Source organism: Lentzea rhizosphaerae (genome assembly GCF_042649515.1).
GTDB lineage: Bacteria > Actinomycetota > Actinomycetes > Mycobacteriales > Pseudonocardiaceae > Lentzea > Lentzea aerocolonigenes.
On sequence record NZ_JBHRZI010000001.1, the window covers coordinates 64454 to 71437 of the forward strand.

7 protein-coding genes are annotated in these 6984 nt (G+C 68.6%); 1 reads left to right on the forward strand and 6 read right to left on the reverse strand.

What is annotated here, in order from left to right; all coding sequences use genetic code 11:
- Positions 1 to 12: 12 nt before the first annotated feature.
- Positions 13 to 1428 carry a cellulose binding domain-containing protein gene (locus ACFOWZ_RS00245; RefSeq protein ID WP_382366945.1) on the forward strand — a complete coding sequence of 472 codons (1416 nt, stop codon included), beginning with the start codon at positions 13 to 15 and terminating at the stop codon, positions 1426 to 1428.
- A 19-nt stretch (positions 1429 to 1447) separates the two neighbouring features.
- Here the strand turns inward: ACFOWZ_RS00245 and ACFOWZ_RS00250 are convergent, their stop codons facing one another.
- From ACFOWZ_RS00250 to ACFOWZ_RS00275, 6 genes are all read right to left on the reverse strand, one after another.
- Complete coding sequence (locus ACFOWZ_RS00250; protein WP_382366959.1) at positions 1448 to 1879, reverse strand: nitroreductase family deazaflavin-dependent oxidoreductase; 432 nt, start codon at positions 1877 to 1879, stop codon at positions 1448 to 1450.
- A 44-nt stretch (positions 1880 to 1923) separates the two neighbouring features.
- Positions 1924 to 2799 carry an expansin EXLX1 family cellulose-binding protein gene (locus ACFOWZ_RS00255; RefSeq protein WP_382366947.1) on the reverse strand — a complete coding sequence of 292 codons (876 nt, stop codon included), beginning with the start codon at positions 2797 to 2799 and terminating at the stop codon, positions 1924 to 1926.
- A 7-nt stretch (positions 2800 to 2806) separates the two neighbouring features.
- Positions 2807 to 3787, reverse strand: a complete 981-nt coding sequence (gene yjfF, locus ACFOWZ_RS00260) for a galactofuranose ABC transporter, permease protein YjfF (protein WP_382366949.1) — start codon at positions 3785 to 3787, stop codon at positions 2807 to 2809.
- Positions 3784 to 4764: an ABC transporter permease gene (locus ACFOWZ_RS00265; protein ID WP_382366951.1), complete on the reverse strand. Its 981-nt coding sequence runs from the start codon at positions 4762 to 4764 to the stop codon at positions 3784 to 3786. Before ACFOWZ_RS00265 ends, yjfF begins: the two co-directional genes overlap by 4 nt.
- Positions 4761 to 6290 (reverse strand): sugar ABC transporter ATP-binding protein, encoded by a 1530-nt coding sequence (locus ACFOWZ_RS00270; protein ID WP_382366953.1) that lies wholly within the window; start codon positions 6288 to 6290, stop codon positions 4761 to 4763. Before ACFOWZ_RS00270 ends, ACFOWZ_RS00265 begins: the two co-directional genes overlap by 4 nt.
- A 78-nt stretch (positions 6291 to 6368) precedes the next feature.
- Positions 6369 to 6984, reverse strand: a 616-nt coding sequence (locus ACFOWZ_RS00275) for a substrate-binding domain-containing protein (protein WP_382366955.1), incomplete at its 5' end; no start/stop codon positions are given.

A 6984-nucleotide genomic window follows, 5' to 3' on the forward strand; every position in this document is an offset into this window, starting at 1 on the left:
GGAGGATCTCGGGTGTACCGGTCCAAGTCGGCGGCCGCGGCCGTCCTCACCGCCGCGCTGGCGGCAGTCACGATCAGCGTCCCGCAGGCCTCTGCCGCCGCCGGGTGCAAGGTCGCCTACGAGGTGACCAACGAGTGGCAAGGCGGCTTCATCGCCAAGGTGGACGTCACGAACCTCGGTGACCCGGTCACCTCCTGGCGTCTCACGTGGTCGTTCGGCGGCGGGCAGACGGTCTCGCAGATCTGGAACGGGACGGTGCGCCAGACCGGCGCGCAGGTCGCGGTCGACAACGTGAACTACAACGGCTCGCTCGCCACCGGCGCGAGCGCCGGCATCGGCTTCGTCGTGAACGGCTCGACGAGCCCCGCCCCCGCCGACTTCGCGCTCAACGGCACCTCCTGCACGGGCTCCGCGCCGCCTCCAGACGGTCTGGCCCAGGCGCACACCGCGGGCCGCGTCACCAAGTCCGGGCAGTACAGCTGGCCCGGCGTCTACTTCGAGGGCCGGTTCCGCGGCACCGGCGTCGGGGTCGTCCTGAACGACTCGAACAACGACTACGACGTCCAGGTCGACGGCACGACCGTCGCGACGCTGGTGACGCCGGGCAAGGTCACGCACTGGGTGAACAACCTGAGCAACGCCGAGCACCGCGTCCGGCTGGTCAAGCGGACCGAGAGCCCGTGGGCGGCGGGGGAGTTCGGCGGGTTCGTCGCCGCGAGCGGCGGGTCGATCCTGGCCAAGCCCGCGGCCCGGTCCCGGCAGATCGAGTTCATCGGCGACTCGCTGACCGCCGGCTACGGCAACCTCTCCACCACCCGCGACTGCTCCTCGAACGGCGGCGTCGCCCGCAACACCAACACCGACGTGAGCTTCGGGGCGCTCACCGCCCGCGCGCTGAACGCCGACTACCAGGTCAACGCGTTCTCCGGCCGAGGCATGGTGCGCAACTACAACGGCGGAGACGCCGGCACGAGCTACCGCACCTACTACGACCGGGCGTTGCTGCACGTCGACGGCGACGTGTGGCAGAACCCCGGCACCTGGAAGCCGCAGGTCGTCGTGGTCGGGCTCGGCACCAACGACTTCTCCACCGCGCTCAGGCCCGGCGAGCAGTGGTCCACCCAGGAGAGCCTGGTGGCGGCGTACCGGTCCGCCTACGTCGCCTTCCTGGAGAAGCTGCGCACCCGTTACGGCTCGGGCACGACCATCATCGTGGGCGTGCCGCAGGCGTCCGGTGCGTTCGCCGACGCCGCGCGCCAGGTCGTGCAGGACCGCACCAACCAGGGCGACAGCCGAGTCCGGTACTGGAACTTCGCGGACTCCGCGCTCGACCTGCTCGGGTGCGACTGGCACTTCTCGGCGCGCGACCACAGGTTGATCGCCACGAAGCTCGGCGACTACCTCGCCGGGCTCTCCCTCGGCTGGTAGCCGCGGCGCGGCCTGCCCGTCACTTCGGGTCGAGCACGAAGACCGGGATCTGCCTGTCGGTCTTGGTCTGGTACTCGGCGTAGGACGGGTAGGCCGCCACGGCCCGCTCCCACCACTCGGCCCGCTCGGCGCCGTCGACCTCGCGGGCGACGTAGTCCTTCACCACCGTGCCGTCCTGCAGGACGAGCTCAGGGTGCGCCTTGATGTTGTGGTACCAGGTGGGGTGCTCGGGTGCGCCGCCCTTGGACGCCACCACGGCGTAGCTGCCGTCGTGCTCCACGCGCATGACCGGGGTGTAGCGCAGCTTGCCGCTCTTCGCCCCGCGCACGGTCAGCAGCACGATCGGCTTGCCGAGCACCTTGATGCCCTCGGTGGTTCCCGTCTCCAGGATCTTCTTCGTCTGGTTCTGCACCCACTCGGTGGGGCTGAGCTCCACGGTCTCGTCTGCCATGTCCACGATCAACAGTCTGGCCGTGGAGCTCATTCCCCGCCCGCTCAGCGCTGGGCGAACTGCACGGTGGTGGGCTGGACCACGTCCGGTTTGACCGGAAGCGCGTTCACGACCAGGCGTTCGCCGTAGAGGTCGGTGACCGCGACCTGACCGCCGCAGCCCGCCCCGTTCTCGGAGAGGAAGTAGTTGTACTCGGCGCGCTTGAGCTGCCTCCACTGCCCGCCGGCCTGGACTTCCAGCCGTGCCACCGGGTTGCGGTGGTCGATGACCTGGATGCCGCACCAGTACTGGCTGGAGCCGGTCTTGTAGCGGATCGAGATCTTCTTCGACAGCGCCGGGCTGACGAGCGTCCAGGTGATCGGGATTTCACCCTGGACGGGTGGCGCCAGCTGGGCGAACGCTTCCGCGCTCAGGTCGAGCTGTCCGACCCGGCAGGGCGCGGGGCAGAGGTTCGTGATCCGCACGGTGATGCTCTTGCCGTTGGCGGCCTTGACCAGCACGTACGCGCCGCACGCCGCGGAGTCCTGGTAGTCCGACCAGTTCATCGCCGCGGTCAGCGGATCGGGGCTCGCGTCGTACGAGCACGCGCCGCTGCCGTTGGAGTCGTAGAACGTCGCCACCCCGGTGCGGCTCACGCCCGGCTGGAGCTTTCCAGCCAGGGGTGCGGCGGCCGGGGTCGGGGGCTTCGGCGGTGCGGTCGTCGTCGTCGTGGTGGTGGTGGTCGTCGTTGCTGCCGCACTCGCCGAGCTGCTCGGCACCGACGTCGCCTCACCGAGGTCGGCCGCGGCGCTCACACCAGCCGCGGCGACGGCCTCACCCGTGACACCGGGCTGGCCGCGCAGCGCGACCACGCCCACCACACCGGCCACAGCCACCACCAACGCGAGCGCTGCGGCCACAGGCCACCGTCTGAACAGCACTTGACTCCTAGGCGAGAGAACGGAAGCGGCCACGCATCATAGTTCGCTGCACGGCGATGAAGACCAGCAGCAGGACACCGATCACAATTTTCGTCCACCACGAGCTGAGCGTGCCCTGGAACGAGATCAGTGTCTGGATCGTGCCGAGCACCAGCACACCCACCAGCCCGCCGAGCACGTAGCCGACGCCGCCCGCGAGCAGCGTGCCGCCGATGACGACCGCCGCGATGGCGTCGAGCTCCATGCCGACCGCGTGCAGGCCGTAGCCGGAGAGCATGTAGAGGCTGAACAGCAGACCCGCGAGCGAGGAGCAGAAACCGCTGATGACGTACACGCCGACCTTGGCCCGTGACGTCTTGAGCCCCATCAGCAGTGCGGACTGCTCGTTGCCGCCGACCGCGTAGACCGTGCGGCCGAAGCGCGTGCGGTGCAGGACGTAGAGGGCGGCGAGGACGACCAGCAGCGCGATGATCACGTTGTAGGTGATCGTGACGCCGCCGGGCAGTTCGATGACGGCGGTGGCGACGTCGCGGAAGGTGGTGTCCTTGATGGACACGGATTCCACGCTGATGAGGAAGCAGAGGCCGCGGGCGAGGAACATGCCTGCGAGGGTGACGATGAAGGGCTGGATGTCGAACTTGTGGATGACCAGGCCCATCAGCAGGCCCAGCGTCGAGCCGATCAGCAGGACGGCGATGATGACCAGGGGGACTGGCCAGCCTGCGCGGAGTCCGGCCGCGGTGACCATTGTGGACAGTGCGACGACGGAGCCGACCGAGAGGTCGATGCCGCCGCTGAGGATGACGAACGTCATGCCGGCGGCGAGCACGATGAGGAAGGCGTTGTCGATGAACAGGTTCGCGATGACCTGCCCCGATGCGAACCCGTCGTACCGCACCGAGCCCACCCCGAAGGCGAGGACGAAAAGCACCACGGTCGCGAGGACGGGGAGGAACCGTGACGGCACTCGTTGTGCGAGAGCGGTCATGAGACGGCCACCTTCCGGAAGCTGAGTGCGGCGCGGGCCTTCGGTGCCTGCACGAGGCAGACCGCGATGACGACGACCGCCTTGAAGACCAGCGTGACCTCGGGTGCGACGCCGATCGTGTAGACGGTGGTGGTCAGCGTCTGGATGATCAGCGCACCGAGCAGGGTGCCGGTCAGCGAGTAGCGGCCACCGGCGAGCGAGGTGCCGCCGATGACGACGGCGAGGATCGCGTCCATCTCGATCCACAGGCCGGCGTTGTTGGCGTCGGCGGCGCTGACGTTCGAACTGATCATGAGGCCCGCGATGCCCGCGCAGACCGCGGCGAACACGTAGACGGTCCAGATGATCGTCTTGGACTTCACTCCGGCGAGGCGGGAGGCCTCGGGGTTGACGCCGACCGACTCGATCAGCATGCCGAGTGCGGTCTTGCGCGTGGTGAAGGCGACCAGGCCCAGCACCGCGAGGGCGATCAGGATCGAGATCGGCAGGACCACGAACCCGGCGCCGACCTGGCGGTACGGGTCGTTGTTGACGGTGATGATCTGGCCTTCGGTGACCAGCATGGCGACACCCCGGCCCGCGGTCATCAGGACCAGGGTGGCGATGATGGGCTGGATGCCGAGTCCTGCGACCAGGAAACCGTTCCACAGGCCCAGCACCGCGCAGAGCACCAGCGCGATCGCCATGCCCACGAACGCCGTGCCGGCGTCACCGGAGGATCCGATGTGGACACAGGTCACCGCGCCGGCGATCGCGGCGACGGCACCGACGGAGAGGTCGATGCCGCGCGTGGCGATGACCAGCGTCATGCCCAGGGCGATCAGCAGGGTCGGCGCGCCGTTCTTGAGCACGTCGACCAGGCCGCCGTAGAGGTGACCGTCCTGCATGCGCAACGCGAAGAACGACGGCGTCACGACGAGGTTGAGCACCAGCAGTGCCGCGAGTGCGATCAGCGGCCAGAGCAACCGGTTCTTCATGAGGCCACCTTCTCCGGTGCGGCACCGCCGGCGATCAGTTCGACGACCTCGTCGAGGCTCGCGCTGCCGTCCAGCTCGGCGATCTTGTGCCGGTCGCGCAGGACGACGATCCGGTCGGCGATGCGGACGACCTCTTCCAGTTCCGCGGAGATGAACAGGATCGCGGTGCCTTCCGCGGCGAGGGTCGTGACGAGTTGCTGGATCTGGGCCTTGGCGCCGATGTCGATGCCGCGGGTCGGTTCGTCCAGGATGAGCAGTCGTGGTTCGGTGACGAGCCAGCGGGCCAGGAGGACCTTCTGCTGGTTGCCGCCGGAGAGCGTGCGGACGAGCGCGTCGGGATTGGCGGGCCGGATGTCCAGTGCCGCGACGTACTTCTCGACGAGTTCGTCCTTCACGCGGCGGGAGAGCGGGCGGGTCCAGCCGCGGGCGGCCTGCATGGCCAGCACGAGGTTGTCGCGGATGCTGAGGTCGGCGACGAGGCCTTCGCCCTTGCGGTCCTCGGAGCTGAACGCGATGCCGGCGGCGATCGCGGATCGCGGGCCGCGCAGGTGCAGCGGTTTGCCGTCGACGAGGAGCCTGCCGGAGTCGGCCTTGTCGGCGCCGAAGAGCAGCCGTGCGAGTTCCGTGCGACCGGAGCCGAGGAGTCCGGCGAGGCCGACGACCTCACCCGCGCGGATGTCGAGGTCGAACGGTTCGATCGCGCCGCGCCTGCCGAGTCCTTCCGCCTGCACCAGCACGGGTCCGTCGGCCTGGTGCTTCTCCGCGGCTTCCTCGATCGCCTCCAGTGCGCCGAGGTCGCGGCCGATCATCTGGGCGATCAGCGCCCGGCGGTCGACGTCCGCGCTGAGGTGCTCGCCGACGAGAGTTCCGTTGCGCAGCACCGTCATGCGGTCGGAGATCTCGTAGACCTGGTCGAGGAAGTGGGAGACGAACAGGATCGCGACGCCCTCGTCGCGCAGCACGCGCATGATCCGGAAGAGCTCGGCGACCTCGCCGGCGTCCAAACTGGACGTCGGTTCGTCGAGCACGAGCACCCGGCAGTCGATCGTGATCGCGCGGGCGATGGCGACGAGCTGCTGCACCGCGATCGGGTGTTCACCGAGGCTCGACGCGGGGTCGATGTGCACACCGATGCGCGACAGCACTTCCGCCGCGCGCTTGCGCATGGCGGGGAAGTCGATGCCGCCGAACTTCCGTGGTTCGCGGCCCAGCAGGATGTTCTCCGCGACCGTGAGGTTCGCGCAGAGGTTGACCTCCTGGTACACCGTGCTGATCCCGGCCTTCTGCGCCTCGCCGGGGGAGGAGAACGCCACGTCGGTGCCCGCCAGCACGACCTGCCCGCTGTCGGGCCGGTGGACGCCGGTCAGGGTCTTGATCAGGGTGGACTTGCCGGCGCCGTTCTCGCCCATCAGAGCGTGCACTTCGCCGGGGAACAGCCGGAAGTCGACGTCCTGCAACGCCTTCACGCCGGGGAACGCGAGGCTGATGCCTCGCATCTCGACGACCGGTGACGGTGACTCGGTCATGGCTGGGACCCTCGTCATTGGGGTGCGGGACCCGTCGCCACTTGGGCAGAGCGACGGGTCCCGCAGTCTTTGGTGGGATCAGTACTGGCGCGTGGGGAGTGCGGCCTTGGCCTGTTCCTGGTTGAAGGCGCCTTCCTCGGTGACGACCCGTGCGGGGACGTCCTCGCCCTTGACGACCTTCTTGGCGAGCTCCATGAGCTGCTTGCCCAGCAGGGGGTTGCACTCGACGATGTAGTTGATCTCGCCGTTGGCCAGGGCGGTCATGCCGTCCTTGACCGCGTCCACCGTGATGATCTTGATGTCCTTGCCGGGCACCTTGCCCGCGGCCTTGATCGCCTCGATCGCACCCAGGCCCATGTCGTCGTTGTGCGCGTAGACGACGTCGATCTTGGGCTGGGACTTCAGGAAGGCTTCCATGACCTGCTTGCCACCCGAGCGGGTGAAGTCACCGGTCTGCGACGCCACGATCTTGATGTCGGGCTTGGAGGCGATCTTCTCCTCGAAGCCCTTCTTGCGGTCGATCGCCGGGGCGGCACCGGTGGTGCCCTGCAGCTCGACGACGTTGGTGGGGCCGTTGGCGTTGGCGACCATCCAGTCACCGGCCTTGCGGCCCTCCTCCACGAAGTCCGAACCCAGGAACGTCTTGTACAGCGACGTGTCGTCGGAGTCGATCGCGCGGTCGGTCAGGATGACC